Raw genomic sequence first — 13,835 nt, 5'->3', positions numbered from 1 at the left:
CGCCGGGGGGCGCCGAGCCCACCGCCCCCCCGGCGTCCGCCCCTCCTGCCTTCCTGCCCGCCTGCCCGCCTGTCACAGGTGATCGACAAAATGCCGGCGCCCCCTGTCCGCCGCGTTACCCTCGCGCTGGACGGCCGCCGGTCGTCGGGGGACCGCCGTCGTTGACCACCCGGGGTGGGAGAACACCGCATGCGTGCACTGCGAATACTGTTGATCGTCGTCGTGATCCTGGGCGGTCTCTTCGTGATCGCGGACCGTGTGGCGGTCAACTTCGCCGAGGGCGAGGCGGCCGACCAGCTGCGCAGCAGCGAGAACCTGGCCTCGACGCCCGACGTCTCCATCAACGGCTTCCCCTTCCTCACCCAGGTCGTCGGCGGCGAGCTGGACGACGTCGAGGTCGGCATCGACGGCTACGAGGCGTCCACCGGCGACGGCGCCGAGAAGATCCGCATCGACCACCTGCGCGCGAACATGAAGGGCGTCGGATTCTCGAGCGACTTCAGCTCCGCCACCGCGGCCACCGCCACCGGTACCGCGACCATCGCCTACGACGAGCTGATGAAGGCCGCCAAGTCCGAGCCCACGGAGGTCGCGCCGGGCGTCACCGCGAAGGTCATCGGCCTCTCCGACGGCGGCAACGGCAAGATCAAGGTCTCCCTCCAGGCCACGGCGTTCGGCGTCGAGCTGCCCCAGCCGGTCGACGTGCTCAGCTCGGTCACGGTCAAGGACAACGACGTCGAGGTCGTCGCCGACGGGCTGCCGGAGATCGGCGGCAAGCAGCTCGCCGAGTCCCGCATCCGGGCCATCACCGACTTCCAGCAGACCATCGACGAGCTGCCCGGCGGCATCGAGCTGGACAAGGTCGAGGCCGCGAAGGACGGCGTCGAGATCACGGTGAAGGGTTCGAACGTCGAGCTGGCCGGGTAGGACGACGGCGGCCTGCCGCCCGCGGAGGCGCGCGCCCGGCGGCGAGCGAGCGGCGTCCGAGCGGCGACCGCGTGTCGGCAGAGTGGCGACCGCGTGGTCGCCGAGCGGCGGCTGTGTAGTCCGATGGGTGAGACGCCGCCGTCCGCAGCGCAGATGCGAGATCGGCACACCCGGGCCGGCGGGCCGTTCCGCGATGCGCGCGGCGAGCGCCCGTCCCGCATTCCGGACAATCCCGTCTCATAATCCGACACGCCGGTGACACGCACCGCTGTCCGTCCCTACGATCGGGCCTTATGAAGCGACAGGCGGATCTCACGAAGCGGCGGGCAGTCGACCTGTGCCGCGTCGCCGCCATGCTCTGTCGCACCGTCTGAGCGGGCGGCGACGCCGCCGTCCGTATCCCCTCGCCCGCCCTGCCCAGGGCACCCGCGCGCCGCCCCGGCCCGAGCGCGCACACCCTCTCACCGCACGCCCCGCCGCAACTGCCCCGGAGGAGAAATCATGAGCCGCAGCGACGTCCTGGTCGACGCCGACTGGCTGCAGGACCACCTGGACGACCCGACCATCGCGATCGTCGAGGTGGACGAGGACACGTCCGCGTACGACAAGAACCACATCAAGAACGCGATCCGGATCGACTGGACCCAGGACCTCCAGGACCCGGTCCGCCGCGACTTCGTCGACCAGGAGGGCTTCGAGAAGCTCCTGTCGAAGAAGGGCATCTCCAACGACCACACCGTGGTCCTCTACGGCGGCAACAACAACTGGTTCGCGTCCTACGCCTACTGGTACTTCAAGCTGTACGGCCACGACAGCGTCAAGCTCCTCGACGGCGGCCGCAAGAAGTGGGAGCTGGACGCCCGCGAGCTGGTCGACGGCACCGAGGTGCCCGAGCGCCCGGCGACCGACTACAAGGCCAAGCCGCAGGACACGTCCATCCGCGCCTTCCGCGACGACGTCGTCAAGGCGATCGGCGCGCAGAACCTGGTCGACGTCCGCTCGCCCGACGAGTTCTCCGGCAAGCTGCTCGCCCCGGCCCACCTCCCGCAGGAGCAGTCGCAGCGCCCGGGCCACGTCCCGTCCGCCCGCAACATCCCGTGGTCGAAGAACGCCAACGACGACGGCACCTTCAAGTCGGACGAGGAGCTGAAGCAGCTCTACACCGACGAGCAGGTCGACCTGGCGAAGGACACCATCGCCTACTGCCGCATCGGCGAGCGCTCGGCCCTGACCTGGTTCGTCCTGCACGAGCTGCTGGGCGTGGAGAACGTCAAGAACTACGACGGCTCCTGGACCGAGTACGGCTCCCTCGTCGGCGTGCCGATCGAGCTCGGCGCCAACAAGTAAGCCCGCCCCCTCTCAACCCCTCAGGAGTACGACATGTGCGGAGCGAAGGCCGGCGGCCCCGACGCCTCGACGATCAAGCCCGGTGAGACGACCATCCAGGGTCAGGTGACCCGCGACGGCGAGCCGGTGACGGGCTACGTCCGTCTGCTGGACGCCACCGGCGAGTTCACGGCGGAGGTCCCGACCTCCGCGACGGGCCAGTTCCGCTTCTACGCGGCCGAGGGCACCTGGACCGTCCGCGCGCTCGTCCCCGGCGGCAGCGCCGACCGCACGGTCGTCGCCCAGCAGGGCGGCCTCGCGGAGGTCGCGATCGCCGTCTGACGGCAGCTTCGGCGGTGAGGGGCCGCACCCCACGGGTTGGACTCCCGGGGTGCGGCCCCTCGGCATGTCCGGGGCGCGTGCGCGGACCTACGCTGGAACCATGTACGCGCGGCGGCGGCACCGCTACTTCGTGATGATGGGCACCTGCATCGCGCTGTTCGTCCTGGCCTGGGGTGTCGTCCGGCTCTGGTCGGTCCCCGCGGCCGTCGCCATGTGCGTGGTCGCCATGGTCATCCCGCCGCTCGCGGCCGTCGTCGCCAACCGCCGCGGACCCGACGACCGCTGGTGGGACGACCCCTCCGGCGACCCGAAGTCCGACGAGTGGTGGGACGAGCTGGACGGCAAGAAGGGGCGGCACTAGACAGACGCCCCTGTCTGACGCCCGGTGCTCGGCGCCCTCGCGGCCGGCCCCCGGGCCCTTGCCCGGTGAACGGCCCCCCGCGGCCGGCGCCCCCCGGGCCCGTGTCTGGTGATCGGCACCCCTGCGGCCCGCGCCCTCCCCGGAGGTCGTACGCCCCTCGACGCTCCCTCGGCGGCTTCCCCTAGCCCCGGTCCAGCCCCCCGACGAGCCTTTCCAGGCAGCGCACCGCCAGCTCGGCCGGAGAACCCGGCCCCTCGGCCCCCGCCTCCGTGCCGGCCCACGTCTCCATGGCGATCCGGATGGAGTCGGTGGCGGCGGCGGCCACCAGTCGCACCTCCAGCGGATCGGCGGCGCCGTCCGTCAGGCGCGCGATCACCGGGACCAGCCGCTCCTCCGACTCCTGGTTCACGCGGTACCACACGGCGCGCAGCGCCGGATCGTCCTGAGCTGCCCGCAGCAGCCCGCGCGTGCGCAGCATCGCCTCGGCGGCCCGGGCGTCCGGTACCGCCAGCGCCTCCTCGGCCGCGGTCCGCAGTGCGGGGCCGAGCGGGGCGCCCGGTTCCGTGTCGGCCAGCAGCCCCCGCCAGCGGTCGGCGCCGACCGTGAGCAGCGGACCGACCGCGTCCTGCTTGGAGCGGAAGTACCGGTAGAAGGTGCGCAGCGCGACCCCGGCGCGCCGGGCGATCTCCTCGGCCGTCGTGGCGTGCGGGCCCTGGGTGCCGAACAGCTCGGCCGCCGCGTGCGCGATGTCGAGCTGGGTGGCGGCCTTGCGGCGCTCGGTCAGGGACGGGGTCGGCGGCTCGGTGCTCACCCCAGAAGCGTACGTCCCGCGACCACTCGACGGCATGACGTGACGTAGTGGCAAAATGTGCCACTCAGGCGTAACGTGAAGTGGAATTCGGGCGTCGCGGGAAAGAGAGCGGGCGCCGCAGAGAACCGGCCGACGGACCACGGCGAGCCGGGTGGGAGCACACATGAACCAGATGAACCGCTACGAAGGCCGTCGTGCCCTGGTCACCGGCGCCGGCTCGGGCATAGGCCAGGCCACCGTGCTGCGGCTGCTCGCGGAGGGCGGCACCGTCGTGGCCGCGGACGTCAGCGAGACGGGCCTGAAGGACACCTTCGAGAAGGCGGCCGGCCACACGGACCGGCTCACCACCCTCGTCGTCGACATCGCCGACGAGACCTCGGTGCGCGAGGGCGTCAAGGCCGCGACGGAGACGCTGGGCGGGCTGGACGTCCTGGTCAACGCGGCCGGCATCCTGCGCTCCTCGCACACCGAGCGGACCAGCGTCGCGGACTTCACCCGCGTCCTGACGGTGAACCTGGTCGGCACCTTCCTGGTGATCCGCGAGGCGATCCCGGCGCTCCTGGAGGGCCGGGACGCGGCCGTGGTCAACTTCAGCTCCACCTCGGCGGCGTTCGCCCACCCGTACATGGCGGCCTACGCGGCGAGCAAGGGCGGCATCCAGTCCATGACCCACGCCCTGGCCAGTGAGTACGCGGGGCGCGGCATCCGCTTCACCGCCGTCCAGCCGGGATCGATCTCCTCCGGCATGACGGACGGCAGCGGGGCCAGCGGGCAGAGCGCCGGGCCCGGGCTGCCCGAGGACGCCGACATGAGCCTGTTCGCGAAGCTCTCGCCCGCGCTCGGCCAGGGGTTCGCCGGCCCGGAGACCGTGGCGTCCGTGGTCGCGATGCTCGGGTCCGAGGACGGCCGCTTCATCACCGGCACCGAGATCCGGATCGACGGCGGCACCCACTTCTGACCTGCCCGCCCCTGGAGAGGAGCCCGACCGTGCACGACCTGACCGGCAAGAACCTGATCATCACCGGCGGCGCCCGGGGACTCGGCGCGGAGGCGGCCCGGCAGGCGGTCGCCGCCGGCGCGCACGTCCTGATCACCGACGTCCTGGACGACGAGGGCGAGGCCACCGCCCGGGAACTGGGCGCCCGTGCCCGCTTCCTGCACCACGACGTGACCTCCGAGGAGGACTGGCGGCGGGCCGCCGACCTGGCCGTCACCGCGTTCGGGTCGCTGCACGGCCTGGTGAACAACGCCGGCATCTCCACCGGCACCCTGCTGGAGTCCGAGTCCGTCGAGCACTTCCGCAAGGTGCTCGACATCAACCTCACGGGCGTCTTCATCGGCATGAAGACCGTGATCCCCGCGCTGAAGGAGGCCGGCGGCGGATCGATCGTCAACATCTCGTCCGCCGCGGGCCTGATGGGCCTCGCCCTCACCGCGGGCTACGGCGCCTCCAAGTGGGGCGTGCGCGGACTGACGAAGATCGGCGCCGTGGAACTGGGCACCGCCCGCATCCGCGTGAACTCCGTGCACCCGGGGATGACGTACACCCCGATGACCGCGGCCGTCGGCATCGAGCAGGGCGAGGGCAAGTACCCCAACACGCCCATGGGCCGGGTGGGCGAGGCCCACGAGATCGCCGGCGCGGTCGTCTTCCTGCTCTCGGACGCCGCGTCCTACGTCACCGGCGCGGAAATCGCGGTGGACGGCGGCTGGACCACCGGCCCGACCGTGGCATACGTCATGGGGCGGTGAGCGGCGGTCGCGGGCGCCGGTGGTGCTGCGAAGCCGCGCAGGCGGTGCGGCGGAGGTGCCCTTCCAGCAGACTGTGGCCCCGACGGACCCGACTGCTTCTCTGAAGACGAGCGTGAGCACTTCGCCCTCTGCTGTCATCGGGACGCTCGAATGAGCGCCCCGATGACACTTTTCCCTGGAGTGCTCACGCTTTCGGGATGGGTCAGTAGACGAGCGCCTGGGTGTCGTCGGCCAGTGCCTCCTGCACGAAGACCTGGGCGCCCGCGATCCGCACGCCCTCGATGACGTCCTTCTCGGTCAGGTCGCGCCGGGCGGCGCACTGGGTGCACAGCGTCACCCGGCCGCCCGCCAGCAGCGAGTCGAGCAGGTCGGGCAGCGGCGCGGCGTGCGGCAGCTCGAACTCGGCCGCGCGTCCCGGCACCGCGAACCAGGCGGACTCCCCGGTCAGCCACAGCGACACGTCGACCCCGCTGGCCACGGCCACCGCCGCCACCGTGAACGCCTGAGAACACCGCTCGGGCGCGTCCGCCCCCGCCGTCACCTTGATCACGAGCTTCTTCGCCATGCCGGAAGCGTAGCCCGCGCGGGCGGCGTCGCGGCGCGAGCCGCTGTGCCCGCCGGGACTCCTCGTAGGGCAGTCCGCCGTCGTCCCTCATGCCTCGTGCTCCTCGCCCCCGTGCCGGCGCAGCAGGGCGTCCGCGTCCGTCACCGCGCTGTGGTCGAACACCGCCCGCGCGGTCTCCCGCCGGTCGGCCGGCCAGGCGCGGACGTCACCCCCGGGGACCGGCCGGCAGGGGCGGCCGGCCAAGGCGCAGGGGGCCGGCGGCATGGCGAGGGCGTGCTCGTGCCGTCCGCGACAGCAAGGACCTCCCGCGCAGCGCTCCTGTTCACCGTGCCCGCGTGGGCCGCCTTCGTGGGCGGAGTCCGGCGGGAAGCGGCCGGAAGGGCCGCGTAAGCTGGGGGCGGCCCTGTCGTATGCCCCCCGCTCAAGGAGCACCCCGTGGAGATCTTCTTCGAAGCCCTGCTGGTCCTGGTCTGCGTCGGCGTCCTCGCCTTCGCCGGTCTGACCGTGAAGAAGCTGTACCAGGGCCAGCGCTGATCACCGACGCCAGGAAGTACCCCTCATGATCGAGATCCCGTCCGACCTCCACAAGGACCTCGTGCCCCTCGCCTTCCTGCTCGGCAACTGGTCCGGGGCGGGCGTGCACGACTTCCCCGGCGCCGAGAAGTGCAACTTCGGCCAGGAGGTCTCCTTCACCCACGACGGCCGCGACTTCCTGGAGTACCAGTCCCACACCTGGGTCCTGGACCAGGAGGGCAACAAGGTCCGTCCGCTCGAGTCCGAGCACGGCTTCTGGCGCATCGACCCGAACCGCAAGGTCGAGGTCACGATGGTCCGCGACGACGGCGTCATCGAGATCTGGTACGGCGAGATGGCCGACCAGAAGCCCCAGATCGACCTGGTGACGGACGCGGTGGCCCGCACGGCCGCCTCCCAGCCCTACACCGGCGGCAAGCGCCTCTACGGCTACGTCAAGAGCGACCTGATGTGGGTCGGCGAGAAGCAGACCCCCGAGGTCGAGCTGCGCCCCTACATGTCGGCGCACCTGAAGAAGGTCGTCACCCCGGAGGACGTGGAGCGCTGGGCCAAGGCCCTCCCGGACGACATGCCGGACGACGGGATCGCCTTCTTCAAGTAGTCCTAGACTCAAGGGTGTGGTGAGCACCGACTGGAAGAGCGACCTCAGACAGCGCGGCTACCGGCTGACCCCGCAGCGGCAGCTGGTGCTCGAAGCCGTCGACACCCTGGAACACGCGACCCCCGACGACATCCTCGGTGAAGTGCGGAAGACGGCGTCGGGGGTCAACATCTCCACCGTGTACCGCACGCTGGAGCTTCTGGAGGAGCTGGGGCTGGTCAGCCACGCCCACCTGGGGCACGGTGCGCCCACCTACCACCTGGCCGACCGGCACCACCACATCCACCTGGTGTGCCGGGACTGCACCAACGTGATCGAGGCCGATCTGTCGGTGGCCGCCGAGTTCACCGCCAAGCTGCGACAGCAGTTCGGCTTCGACACCGACCTGAAGCACTTCGCGATCTTCGGCCGGTGCGAGGACTGCTCCCTGAAGGGCTCAACTACCGAGTCGTAGGCTAGGGCGTATGAAGAGCCCTCTGCTGTCCCTGCCCGGCGCCGTTCCCGCCGAGGGCGTGGACGAAGGCGTCGCCGCGCACTACGGCGACCTGTTCCGCGAGCAGCGTGCCCTCGCCGACGGCACCGGCTTCGTCGACCTCTCCCACCGCGGTGTCGTCACCGTCACCGGCGAGGACCGGCTGAGCTGGCTGCACCTGCTGCTCACCCAGCACGTCAGCGAACTGCCCACCGGACAGGCCACCGAGGCGCTGATCCTTTCCGCCAACGGCCACATCGAGCACGCCCTGTACCTCGTCGACGACGGCACGACGACCTGGGCGCACGTCGAACCCGGCACCCAGGAGGCGCTGATCGCCTACCTGGAGTCGATGAAGTTCTTCTACCGGGTCGAGGTCGCCGACCGCACCGCCGACACCGCGGTCGTGTATCTGCCCGCCGGTTCGATCGCCGAGGCCCCCGAGGGCGCGGTCGTCCGCGAGACGCCCTACGGCCGTGACCTCTTCCTGCCGAGGGAGGGGCTGGAGGCCTTCGTTGCGCAGGCCGGACCGCCGGCCGGGATCCTCGCCCACGAGGCCCTGCGGGTCGAGCAGCACCGGCCGCGGCTCGGCTTCGAGACCGACCACCGCACCATCCCGCACGAGCTGGGCTGGATCGGTACCGCCGTGCACCTGCAGAAGGGCTGCTACCGGGGGCAGGAGACCGTCGCCCGGGTGCAGAACCTGGGCAAGCCGCCGCGCCGGCTGGTCTTCCTGCACCTGGACGGCAGCGAGGTCCACCTGCCGCCGAGCGGCGCCGAGGTCCGCCTCGCGGACGACGGACCCGACGGCCGGAAGATCGGCTTCGTCACCACGTCCGTGCGCCACCACGAGCTGGGCCCGGTCGCCCTCGCCCTGGTGAAGCGGAACGTGCCGGTGGACGCCCGGCTGGTGGCCGAGGACACGGCGGCGGCCCAGGAGACGGTCGTCGAGCCGTAGGACGCCGGATCGGATGCCGTAGGACGCCGGATCGGACGTCGTAGAACGCCGGCTCGGACGCTGTAGGACGTCGGATCGGGTGTCGTGGGTCGTCGGCTCGGATGCCGTACGACGCCGCGGCTCAGACCTCGACGAGGACCGTGAACGGGCCGTCGTTCGTCAGCGACACCCGCATCTGCGCCCCGAAGCGGCCCATGGCCACCGTCGCGCCCAGCGCGCGCAGTCGCGCGACGACCTCGTCGACGAGGGGTTCGGCCACGTCACCGGGCGCGGCGGCGTTCCAGGTGGGGCGGCGGCCCTTGCGGGCGTCGCCGTAAAGGGTGAACTGGCTGATCACCAGGAGCGGTGCGTCGATGTCGCTGCACGACTTCTCGTCGTGCAGCACGCGCAGCGACCAGAGCTTGCGGGCGAGCCGCTCCGCCTTCTCCTTCGTGTCGTCGTGGGTGACGCCGACCAGGACGCACAGGCCCTCGCCCTCGATCGCCCCCACGGTCTCGCCGTCCACGACGACGCTCGCGCCGTCCACCCGCTGTACCACTGCACGCATCCCGTCATGATGCCGTGCGCCCCCAGGGGGCGGGCACGCGGGCCCGTACGGGGTTTCTTTTCGCTCCCTAACCCCCCATCTGGGGCCGATCGGGTCCGATCGTGGGCACTCGGTCACATAGCGGCCACTTGGGGTGGCACGATGCTCCCAGACGCCGGTCGAGGGGACGGTAGAGGCACATGAGCACAACGAGTACGGGGCAGTCGCTCGGCGCTGTCGCGTTGACATACCCGGGCGGCCTGGAGGCACCCCGGCCGCCCGTGCAGCGCACGGACAGTCCGGAGCTGCCGGCCGACCCACCGGGGCAGGAGCTGACCGCGCTGAGCCTGCCCGAGCTGCGCACACTGCGCCGGGACGCCCAGCGCGAGGAGGCGGATCTCAGTTACGTACGACGGCTGTTGCAGGGGCGGATCGACATCCTGCGCGCGGAGCTGGCGCGGCGCGGCCCGGCGTCGTCGTCCGTGGTGACCACCGCGGCGACGGGGTCGGTGGTGGAACGGCTGTCGGAGATCCTGGCGGACGCACCGGCCCGCCAGCGTTCCTCGGCCCGCCATGTGACGCTGGCCACCCCGCGCAGCGAGGAGTGCCGGCGGCTGGCCGCGGAGATGCTCGGCGAGGTGGAGCTGTCCGACCTGACGGCCCGCACCGACACCGAGCTGACCGTCGGGATGGGCCGGCTGGTCCGCTACGAGCAGCAGATCTCCCGGCGCAGGCAGCGGCTCCAGCGGACCGCGGACGACTGCAGCGCCGAGATCGCACGCCGGTACCGTGAAGGGGAAGCACAAGTCGACGACCTGCTCGTGTGACGCGAGGGGCGGCTCTCCCGGGCCGCCCTCCCGAGGCCCGGTGATCCCGGACCGTCGCCGCGGTGGGTCACCCGTCCGGAAGGCCACCGCCCGATGTCCGCGCCCCAGCCGCCCCAGTCCGCCCCCACGTCCGCCCTTTCACCCGTCGTGCCGCCCGTCCTCGCCGAGGTCGTCCGGTCCGGCTTCGTCGAAGGGCGGCACCGGGGTGACCTGGTCGTCCTGGCCGCGGACGGAGCCGTGGAGCTGGCGCTGGGGGAGGTGACGGCGCCGGTCTTCCCGCGTTCCGCCAACAAGCCGATGCAGGCGGCCGGCGTCCTGCGGGCCGGCCTGGACCTCGCGGGGGAGCGGCTGGCCCTGGCTGCCGCGAGCCATTCCGGAGAATCGTTTCACCGTGACCTGGTCCGCAAGATGCTGGACGAGTACGGACTGGACCCGGCCCAGCTCCAGTGCCCGGCCGACCTGCCGCTGGACCCCGAGGAGCGGGACACCTACCTGGCCTCCGGAGCGGTCGCCGACCCCATCACGATGAACTGCTCCGGCAAGCACACCGCGATGCTGGCGGTCTGCGCGCAGCGGGGCTGGCCGCTGGAGACGTACCTCGACCCGGAGCACCCGCTCCAGCGGATCATCCACAGGGTTGTGGAGGACGCGGCGGGCGAGCCGGTCTCCGCCGTCGGCACGGACGGGTGCGGGGCGCCGCTGATGGCGATCAGCCTGGTCGGGCTGGCCCGCGCCTTCCGGACCTTCGCCGGCGCCGAGCCCGGCACGCCGGAGCGCCGGGTCGCCGACGCGATGCGCGCGCACCCCGAGTACGTCGCCGGCACCCGGCGCCCCGACACCTGGCTGATGCGCGAGGTGCCCGGCACCCTCTCCAAGATGGGCGCGGAGGCCGTCCAGGCGGTGGCCCTGCCGGACGGCCGCGCCCTGGCCTTCAAGGTCGAGGACGGCGCGACCCGCGCCCTCGGCCCGGTGCTGGCCCGCGCCCTGACGCTGCTGGGCGTGGAGGGCCCCGTGGTCGACCGCATCGGCCGTGCGCCCCTGCTGGGCGGCGGGCGCGAGGTGGGGGAGATCCGGGCGGCCTTCTGACCGGCCGGTCCCGCGAAATCCCCGCGACGCCGCCACCCGCGTCGACCTACCGTGAGCGCATGACCCGCCGCACCGACATCGACGTCCGTCCCGTCACCGAGGCCGAGTTCCCCGACTGGAACCGGGCCCTGAACACCGGATTCCTCCAGCCGCCCGCGGTCGCAGCGGAGCAGTTGGAGGCCCGGCGCCTCCAGTTCGTTCCCGGCAGGCTCCTCGGCGCCTTCGACGGCGACCGCTGCGTGGCGACCTTCCGGTCCTTCGACCAGGAGATCACCGCCGTCGGCGGCGCCCTCGTCCAGGCCGACGCGATCTCCAACGTCACCGTCACCGCGACCCACCGCCGCCGCGGTCTGCTCACCCGGATGATGGCGCGGGACCTGGCCGCCGCGAAGGACCGCGGGGACGTCGTCGCCACCCTGATCGCCGCCGAGTACCCGATCTACGGCCGGTACGGCTTTGGACCCGCGACCACGATGACCGAGTGGACCGTCGACGTGCCCCGGGCCCGCCTCGACCCGCGCTGGGCCGCCCCGGAGGACGGTGGACGGATCGACCTCGTGGACGGAGAGGACGTCCGCAAGCTCGGCCCCGAACTGCACGAGCGGCTGCGCCGGGCCCAGCCGGGTGCGGTGAGCCGCGCCGACCTGTGGTGGCAGGCCCGGACCGGCGCCGTCAACCTGTCCGGCCTCCCGTGGACCGAGCCCTGCTACGCCCTGTACCGCTCGGCGGACGGCCAGGTGGAGGGCCTGGCCTCGTACCGGGCGGACGACCACTGGGGCGACGCCAAGCAGCCGCTGAACACGGCGACGGTCGACTGGCTGCTGGCCGTCACACCGGGCGCCGAGCGCGCCCTGTGGCGCTACCTGTGCTCGATCGACTGGGTCCAGACCGTGAAGAGCGGCTGGCGCGCCCCCGACGACCTGCTCCCGCACCTCCTGCCGGACCCGCGCGCGGCCAGGATCACCACGCAGGCGGACTGGCTGTGGGTGCGCATCCTGGACGTCGTACGGGCGCTGGAGTCGCGCGCGTACGAGGGGCGGGGGTCGCTGGTGATGGAGGTCGTGGACCGGGGAGGGCCGGCCGGCGGGCGGTGGCGGCTGGAGGCCGGGCCGGACGGGGCGTCCTGCGCGCCGACCACCGAGAGCGCCCACCTGGTGCTCGACGTGGGCGAGTTGGCGACGCTGTGGCTCGGCGACGAGTCGGCCGTGCGGCTGGCCGCGCTCGGGCGGGTCCGGGAAGAACGAGCGGGCGCCGCCCGTGTGGCCGACGCCCTGCTGCGTACGTCCAGGCGGCCTTGGTGCCCGGACATGTTCTGAGGCTGCTCCCTTCTGCCGGTGGCGGTGGGTGTGCGCATCCGTAGCGCGTGCTCTTCGGTTGTGGTTGTTGTGCCGCTGTTCGGTTGTGGTCGTGCCGGTCGTGCGTGGTGCTGACTGACCGTCCCGGCCCCCGGCTCCCCTCCGGAACGGGGGCCCGGACAGCAGTACGTCGGCTCAGCCGGACTGTGCGAGCAGCATCACGAGGATCACCGCGCCCACACCGCCGATCATGGTGTTCTTCGCCTTGATGCCGATGGACAGCGCGACGAACGCGATGATGCCCATCGTCCCGTACTTCGATTGCACGAGCTGCTCGAACCCGATGGCCAGAGCGGCGACGGCGATGGCGATGAGCGGCATGGTGGACCCCCTGTTCACCGTGGTGGCCAACCCCCGAGAGGTTCGACCACGTTGCTCAAGTTGGCTGCCAACTTCACTGTACTTATCTCCGCTTGGGCGCGTCTCATAACCACCTTCCGGCGAACTGCCCAAAGATGGCGGGAAGTTGTAGGGTTTGGTCGTGGAGCCGGAACACACCCTCGTCGACGGCCGGAAGAGACCGCAGCGGCCTCAGCGGACCCATCGCGAGGTGGCCGACGAGCTGCGCGCCCGGATCAGGTCCGGTCGGCTGCGGCCGGGCCAGCGCATGCCCACGCAGGCCCAGTTGGCCGACGAGTTCGGCGTCGAGCGCGGCACCGTCCGGCAGGCCCTGCGCATCCTGCAGTCCGAACGGCTGCTCACCAATGTGTCCAAGGGGAGTCCGGCGACCGTCGCACCGGACCCCGGCACGGCCCTGACCGGGCCCGTCGCCCCGCCCGCGCCCACCACGGCGGCCCTCGCCCCCCGGATCACGGAAGCCTTCGCGTCCCCGCACGTGGAGATCGACGCCCTGTGCCTGACCTCGGTCTCCCTCACGCTCGCCCTCGGCGAACCGCTGCGCCAGATCCACGCGGGGCGGAGCAAACCGGCCAAGATCGACGTACGCGTGCTGCTGCCGGGCCGGAACATCGACCTGGCGTTCCCGGTGGCGGTGGACGGCGGCGGGGGCGGCGAGGCGGTGCACGACCGGTGGCTGGCCATGCGCAACGCCCAGGGCCAGGTGCTCCGGCACAACCTGCTGAGCCTGCGGGCCACGCACGGCATCGATGTGCGCGTCTCCTTCCGCGCGCTGCCCTTCACGCCTCCGGTGAAGCTGTACCTGCTCAACGGCACGGAGGCCCTCTTCGCGTACTACACCCTCAGCCGGCGCGAGCAGGAGATCGACCACGAGCCGATGGAGATGTACGACGTGGAGGGCATCCGTTCGACGCTGTTCGCCTTCGGGCAGGCCGGGGACCTGCGCGACGGGGCGTTCGTGAAGCAGTCGCGGCTGTGGTTCGACGCGCTGTGGGAGACCATCAGTTCGGATCTCGTGCTCACCACGTGAGCCCC

At 72.0% G+C, this 13,835-nt stretch carries 18 protein-coding genes; 13 read left to right on the top strand and 5 right to left on the bottom strand.

Going from position 1 to position 13,835, the window contains the following annotated elements:
- Positions 1–189: 189 nt before the first annotated feature.
- From ACLIN4_RS16340 to ACLIN4_RS16325, 4 genes are all read left to right on the top strand, one after another.
- Positions 190–927 (top strand): DUF2993 domain-containing protein, encoded by a 738-nt coding sequence (locus tag ACLIN4_RS16340; RefSeq protein WP_100048743.1) that lies wholly within the window; start codon positions 190–192, stop codon positions 925–927.
- A 501-nt stretch (positions 928–1,428) separates the two neighbouring features.
- Complete coding sequence (locus ACLIN4_RS16335; protein WP_100048745.1) at positions 1,429–2,274, top strand: sulfurtransferase; 846 nt, start codon at positions 1,429–1,431, stop codon at positions 2,272–2,274.
- A gap of 33 nt (positions 2,275–2,307) precedes the next feature.
- Positions 2,308–2,595, top strand: a complete 288-nt coding sequence (locus tag ACLIN4_RS16330) for a DUF1416 domain-containing protein (protein ID WP_100048746.1) — start codon at positions 2,308–2,310, stop codon at positions 2,593–2,595.
- A 100-nt stretch (positions 2,596–2,695) separates the two neighbouring features.
- Positions 2,696–2,956: a DUF3099 domain-containing protein gene (locus ACLIN4_RS16325; protein WP_289908046.1), complete on the top strand. Its 261-nt coding sequence runs from the start codon at positions 2,696–2,698 to the stop codon at positions 2,954–2,956.
- 181 nt (positions 2,957–3,137) lie between these two features.
- Here the strand turns inward: ACLIN4_RS16325 and ACLIN4_RS16320 are convergent, their stop codons facing one another.
- Positions 3,138–3,767, bottom strand: a complete 630-nt coding sequence (locus tag ACLIN4_RS16320; RefSeq protein WP_179350541.1) for a TetR family transcriptional regulator — start codon at positions 3,765–3,767, stop codon at positions 3,138–3,140.
- A gap of 172 nt (positions 3,768–3,939) precedes the next feature.
- Between ACLIN4_RS16320 and ACLIN4_RS16315 the strand changes: the two genes are divergently transcribed.
- Together ACLIN4_RS16315 and ACLIN4_RS16310 are read left to right on the top strand one after the other, a co-directional pair.
- Positions 3,940–4,725, top strand: a complete 786-nt coding sequence (locus ACLIN4_RS16315; RefSeq protein WP_107476131.1) for an SDR family NAD(P)-dependent oxidoreductase — start codon at positions 3,940–3,942, stop codon at positions 4,723–4,725.
- Between the two features lie 29 nt (positions 4,726–4,754).
- Positions 4,755–5,519, top strand: a complete 765-nt coding sequence (locus ACLIN4_RS16310; protein WP_107476117.1) for a glucose 1-dehydrogenase — start codon at positions 4,755–4,757, stop codon at positions 5,517–5,519.
- 202 nt (positions 5,520–5,721) lie between these two features.
- On the opposite strand, the gene ACLIN4_RS16305 is transcribed toward ACLIN4_RS16310, so the two are convergent.
- Both ACLIN4_RS16305 and ACLIN4_RS16300 read right to left on the bottom strand, forming a co-directional pair.
- Positions 5,722–6,084: a DsrE family protein gene (locus ACLIN4_RS16305; RefSeq protein WP_003974797.1), complete on the bottom strand. Its 363-nt coding sequence runs from the start codon at positions 6,082–6,084 to the stop codon at positions 5,722–5,724.
- Positions 6,085–6,171: 87 nt separating this feature from the next.
- Positions 6,172–6,348, bottom strand: coding sequence for a hypothetical protein (locus tag ACLIN4_RS16300; RefSeq protein ID WP_179342235.1), 177 nt, complete (start codon positions 6,346–6,348; stop codon positions 6,172–6,174).
- 295 nt (positions 6,349–6,643) lie between these two features.
- On the opposite strand from ACLIN4_RS16300, the gene ACLIN4_RS16295 reads away from it, so the two are divergent.
- From ACLIN4_RS16295 to ACLIN4_RS16285, 3 genes are read left to right on the top strand one after another with little or no spacing between them, the layout of a single operon-like run.
- The gene (locus tag ACLIN4_RS16295) at positions 6,644–7,219 is read left to right on the top strand and encodes an FABP family protein (RefSeq protein ID WP_100048751.1); all 576 of its coding nucleotides are present in this window, start codon (positions 6,644–6,646) and stop codon (positions 7,217–7,219) included.
- Between the two features lie 16 nt (positions 7,220–7,235).
- Entirely contained in the window at positions 7,236–7,673 is a 438-nt protein-coding gene (locus ACLIN4_RS16290; RefSeq protein ID WP_100048752.1) for a Fur family transcriptional regulator, read from the top strand.
- 10 nt (positions 7,674–7,683) lie between these two features.
- Positions 7,684–8,649, top strand: coding sequence for a YgfZ/GcvT domain-containing protein (locus tag ACLIN4_RS16285; RefSeq protein WP_382051945.1), 966 nt, complete (start codon positions 7,684–7,686; stop codon positions 8,647–8,649).
- Between the two features lie 121 nt (positions 8,650–8,770).
- Here the strand turns inward: ACLIN4_RS16285 and dtd are convergent, their stop codons facing one another.
- On the bottom strand, positions 8,771–9,196 hold the full coding sequence (gene dtd / locus ACLIN4_RS16280; protein ID WP_381915068.1) for a D-aminoacyl-tRNA deacylase: 426 nt from the start codon (positions 9,194–9,196) through the stop codon (positions 8,771–8,773).
- Positions 9,197–9,375: 179 nt separating this feature from the next.
- Between dtd and ACLIN4_RS16275 the strand changes: the two genes are divergently transcribed.
- From ACLIN4_RS16275 to ACLIN4_RS16265, 3 genes are all read left to right on the top strand, one after another.
- Entirely contained in the window at positions 9,376–10,002 is a 627-nt protein-coding gene (locus tag ACLIN4_RS16275) for an aerial mycelium formation protein (protein ID WP_411575942.1), read from the top strand.
- Between the two features lie 93 nt (positions 10,003–10,095).
- Positions 10,096–11,088 (top strand): asparaginase, encoded by a 993-nt coding sequence (locus ACLIN4_RS16270; protein ID WP_382087477.1) that lies wholly within the window; start codon positions 10,096–10,098, stop codon positions 11,086–11,088.
- A gap of 59 nt (positions 11,089–11,147) precedes the next feature.
- On the top strand, positions 11,148–12,404 hold the full coding sequence (locus ACLIN4_RS16265; protein WP_411575941.1) for a GNAT family N-acetyltransferase: 1,257 nt from the start codon (positions 11,148–11,150) through the stop codon (positions 12,402–12,404).
- A gap of 174 nt (positions 12,405–12,578) precedes the next feature.
- On the opposite strand, the gene ACLIN4_RS16260 is transcribed toward ACLIN4_RS16265, so the two are convergent.
- Complete coding sequence (locus tag ACLIN4_RS16260) at positions 12,579–12,764, bottom strand: hypothetical protein (protein WP_100048655.1); 186 nt, start codon at positions 12,762–12,764, stop codon at positions 12,579–12,581.
- Positions 12,765–12,918: 154 nt separating this feature from the next.
- Here ACLIN4_RS16260 and ACLIN4_RS16255 point away from each other — a divergent pair, with 154 nt between their 5' ends.
- Complete coding sequence (locus ACLIN4_RS16255; RefSeq protein WP_290012462.1) at positions 12,919–13,830, top strand: FadR/GntR family transcriptional regulator; 912 nt, start codon at positions 12,919–12,921, stop codon at positions 13,828–13,830.
- Positions 13,831–13,835: the final 5 nt, after the last annotated feature.

The sequence above is a fragment of the Streptomyces mutabilis genome (assembly GCF_046628145.1).
GTDB classification, from domain to species: domain Bacteria; phylum Actinomycetota; class Actinomycetes; order Streptomycetales; family Streptomycetaceae; genus Streptomyces; species Streptomyces mutabilis.
This window is presented reverse-complemented; position numbering and strand designations above follow the sequence as displayed.

Excerpts from the sequence above, each read along its gene's own strand:
- ACLIN4_RS16340 (WP_100048743.1), top strand. The coding sequence starts at position 190 with ATGCGTGCACTGCGAATACTGTTGATCGTCGTCGTGATCCTGGGCGGT.
- ACLIN4_RS16335 (WP_100048745.1), top strand. The coding sequence starts at position 1,429 with ATGAGCCGCAGCGACGTCCTGGTCGACGCCGACTGGCTGCAGGACCAC.
- ACLIN4_RS16330 (WP_100048746.1), top strand. The coding sequence starts at position 2,308 with ATGTGCGGAGCGAAGGCCGGCGGCCCCGACGCCTCGACGATCAAGCCC.
- ACLIN4_RS16325 (WP_289908046.1), top strand. The coding sequence starts at position 2,696 with ATGTACGCGCGGCGGCGGCACCGCTACTTCGTGATGATGGGCACCTGC.
- ACLIN4_RS16315 (WP_107476131.1), top strand. The coding sequence starts at position 3,940 with ATGAACCGCTACGAAGGCCGTCGTGCCCTGGTCACCGGCGCCGGCTCG.
- ACLIN4_RS16305 (WP_003974797.1), bottom strand. The coding sequence starts at position 6,084 with ATGGCGAAGAAGCTCGTGATCAAGGTGACGGCGGGGGCGGACGCGCCC.
- ACLIN4_RS16300 (WP_179342235.1), bottom strand. The coding sequence starts at position 6,348 with ATGCCGCCGGCCCCCTGCGCCTTGGCCGGCCGCCCCTGCCGGCCGGTC.
- ACLIN4_RS16295 (WP_100048751.1), top strand. The coding sequence starts at position 6,644 with ATGATCGAGATCCCGTCCGACCTCCACAAGGACCTCGTGCCCCTCGCC.
- ACLIN4_RS16285 (WP_382051945.1), top strand. The coding sequence starts at position 7,684 with ATGAAGAGCCCTCTGCTGTCCCTGCCCGGCGCCGTTCCCGCCGAGGGC.
- dtd (WP_381915068.1), bottom strand. The coding sequence starts at position 9,196 with ATGCGTGCAGTGGTACAGCGGGTGGACGGCGCGAGCGTCGTCGTGGAC.
- ACLIN4_RS16275 (WP_411575942.1), top strand. The coding sequence starts at position 9,376 with ATGAGCACAACGAGTACGGGGCAGTCGCTCGGCGCTGTCGCGTTGACA.
- ACLIN4_RS16270 (WP_382087477.1), top strand. The coding sequence starts at position 10,096 with ATGTCCGCGCCCCAGCCGCCCCAGTCCGCCCCCACGTCCGCCCTTTCA.
- ACLIN4_RS16265 (WP_411575941.1), top strand. The coding sequence starts at position 11,148 with ATGACCCGCCGCACCGACATCGACGTCCGTCCCGTCACCGAGGCCGAG.
- ACLIN4_RS16260 (WP_100048655.1), bottom strand. The coding sequence starts at position 12,764 with ATGCCGCTCATCGCCATCGCCGTCGCCGCTCTGGCCATCGGGTTCGAG.